Here is a 3,101-nt window from a genome sequence, read left to right on the forward strand (position 1 = left end):
CAGCTCGGGGTCGCCGGGCCCGCCGCCCACCAGCGCCACCCCGGGGGTACGGTCGCGGCGGCGCGGCGCGCCCAGGGTGCCCTCGCGCAGCCCTTCGACGACGGCGTCCCGTACGGCCGCCGACCGGCGCGGATCGCGGCCGGTGAGCACCGCCACCGTCACGCCGTCGCTGCGTCCGGTGGCCGGGGTCCAGGCGGTGGCGGCACCGGCGTCGTCGCTGCGGACGCACCACACCCGCTCGCGCTCGGCCTCGGCGGAGGCGGCGGCGTTGACCTCGGGGTCGTCGGTGGCGACCAGCGCGTACCAGGCGCCCGCCAGGTCGCCCGGCCGGTAGCCGCGCCGCTCCCAGCGCAGTTCCCCGGCCTCGGCCATGGCCTGGACGGACGGCGTGACGGCGGGCGCGATCAGTTCCACGGCGGCACCGGCGGCGAGCAGGGCGGGCAGCCGGCGCTGGGCGACGGTGCCGCCGCCGAGCACCAGGACACGGCGCCCGGCCAGCCGCAGGCCGACGGGGTACGCGGGAGGATCGGGGTGAGGCGCTGCTGACATGGGTGGCGCGGCTCCTGGGGACGGGCGGGGGCGCCGCTGCGACACCGGAGCGGCCGGGGGCGGGCGGCGGCCGGGCGGATGCCCGGGCGCCACCCCCACACAGTACGTTTCTCAGTTCTTGTCGCTGACGCCTGCCGCGTCGAAGGTGGCGACCTCCCGCATGGCGCGGGCGGCGCTCTGCACCACCGGCAGCGCCAGCAGCGCCCCGGTGCCCTCGCCGAGCCGCAGGTCGAGGTCGACGAGCGGGCGCAGGCCGAGCGCGGTGAGCGCGGCCATGTGGCCCGGCTCGGCGCTGCGGTGGCCGGCGACGCACACCGAGACGGCCTCGGGCGCGATGGCGCGCGCGGCGAGGGCCGCCGCCCCTGCGCTGACCCCGTCCAGGATCACCGGCACGCGCAGCGAGGCCCCGCCGAGGATGAACCCGGTGAGCGCGGCGTGCTCCAGGCCGCCGACGGCCGCGAGCACGCCGATGGGGTCGGCGGCGTCGGGCTGGTGCAGGTGCAGGGCGCGGCGCACCACGTCGACCTTGCGGACGTGGGTGTCGTCGTCCACGCCGGTGCCCCGGCCGGTGACCTCCGCCGGTTCCGAGCCGGTGAACACGGCGATCAGCGCGGCGGCCACCGTGGTGTTGGCGATGCCCATCTCCCCGGTGAGCAGCGCCCGGTTGCCGGCCGCCACCAGGTCGCGGGCGGTCTCGATGCCGACCTCGACGGCGCGCAGGGCCTCTTCACGGCTCATGGCGGGACCCGCCGTGATGTCGGCGGTGCCGGCCCGCACCTTGCGGGGCATCAGGCCGGGCTGGCCGGGCAGTTCACCCTTGACGCCCACGTCGATCACGCACACCTCGGCGCCGACCTGCTGGGCGAAGGCGTTGCACACCGCTCCCCCGCCGAGGAAGTTGGCGACCATCTGGCCGGTGACCTCCTGCGGCCACGGGGTGACGCCCTGGGCGTGGACCCCGTGGTCGCCGGCGAACACGGCGACGGCGGCCGGCTCGGGCAGCGGCGGCGGGCAGCGCCGGGAGAGGCCGCACAGCTGGGCGGAGATGACCTCCAGGGCGCCGAGGGCCCCGGCGGGCTTCGTCATCCGCTTCTGCCGCTCCCACGCTTCGGCCAGCGCCTGGGCGTCGAGCGGGCGGATGTCCTCCAGGGTCTCGGTGAGCAGGTCGTGCGGCTCGGCGCCGGGCAGGGCGCGGCGGCCGTACGCCTCGTCGTGCACCACCCAGGACAGCGGTCGCTGCCGGGCGGGCCCGGCCGGGACGGGCTCGGTCTCCTCGGCGAACGCGTCGACGTAGCCGACGCACAGATAGGCCACGATCTCCAGGTGTTCGGGGAGGTCGAGGGTGCGGACGAGTTCCCGCTCGTCGTAGAAGCTGACCCAACCGACGCCGAGGCCCTCGGCCCGGGCGGCGAGCCACAGGTTCTCGACGGCGAGCGCGGAGGAGTACGGGGCGAGCTGGGGCCGCTGCTGCGGGTGCGTGGCGTGCCGGCCGCCCCGGGTGGGGTCGGCGGTCACCACGATGTTGACGGGCGTGCGCAGGATCGCGTCGGTCTTCAGTTCCTTGAACTGCTTGGCGCGGCCCTTCGGGAGCGACTTGGCGTACGCGTCGTGCTGCCGGACGGCGAGTTCGTGCACCTGGGTGCGGGTCTCGGCGGACCGGATGATCACGAAGTCCCAGGGCTGGGCGTGGCCCGAGGTGGGCGCGGTGTGCGCGGACTCCAGGACGCGCAGCAGGACTTCGTGCGGGATGGGGTCGGGCAGGAAGCCGTCCCGTACGTCGCGGGGCTCGCGCATGAGCCGGTGCACGGCGGCGGCCTCCGCCGCCGGGGGGACGGCGGCGGCCGAGGGCACGCCGGCCGCCGGGGCGGGCGTTATGGAGACGGCACCGGGGGTGGCCGGGGAGGCGGCGGGGGGTGGGGGGGGGGGTTGGCCCCGTTGGGGGGGGGGGGGGGGGGGGGGCGGCGACTTCCGCGCCGCTCGCGGCGTCCGCGGGGGCGGTCGCGGTGGCGGGAGCGGCGCCGTCCGCGCCATCGGCCGGGATGCTCGCGGCGCCGGGAGCCGCCGGGGCACCGTCCGAGGCGACGGGGGCCGCGCCGTCCGCGTCATCCGCGGGGACGGCCGGGGCGCCGGGAGCCGCAGAGGCACCGCCGGAGGCGGCGGTTTCCGCTGCCGTCGGTGCGGGGGCCGGGCCGGTGGCTGCCGTCTCGGTGGAGTCGGGGGCGGCGACCGCGTTCGCGGGCGCGGCGCCGGGTACGGGCGGCGTGCCCTGGCCATCGGATGGCGCGGGCGCGGGCGCCGGTACGGGCGTGTCGGCTGTCTCCGCGCCCTCGGCGGGAGCGGCGACGGTAGCGGTCGCGTCCGCCGGGGCGGCGGCCTCGGGAGCCTGGCCGTCAGCGGCGGCGGGTGCGGGGGCCGGACCTTCGGCGGTGGTGGCGGCCGGCTGCGGGGCGTCTCCGGCCGCCTCGGGGGTGTCGGCAGCCGCGCCGTCCGCCGGCCCGGCAGGAACGGTGCCGGCGGCGTCGGCCGGGCCGGCCGCAACGGCCGGGTCGGCA

The 3,101-nt window shown here is 78.6% G+C and carries 2 protein-coding genes; both read right to left on the reverse strand.

Annotation, left to right across the window (positions count from 1 at the left end; genetic code table 11):
* The coding region (locus ACFV5N_RS26335) for a bifunctional precorrin-2 dehydrogenase/sirohydrochlorin ferrochelatase (RefSeq protein ID WP_385604594.1) at positions 1 to 549 on the reverse strand (549 nt) is incomplete at its 3' end.
* Between the two features lie 111 nt (positions 550 to 660).
* Positions 661 to 2,400, reverse strand: coding sequence for a nicotinate-nucleotide--dimethylbenzimidazole phosphoribosyltransferase (gene cobT / locus ACFV5N_RS26340; protein ID WP_385604597.1), 1,740 nt, complete (start codon positions 2,398 to 2,400; stop codon positions 661 to 663).
* Positions 2,401 to 3,101 lie beyond the last annotated feature (701 nt).

The sequence above is a fragment of the Streptomyces sp. NPDC059853 genome, assembly GCF_042731495.1.
Taxonomy (GTDB): domain Bacteria; phylum Actinomycetota; class Actinomycetes; order Streptomycetales; family Streptomycetaceae; genus Streptomyces.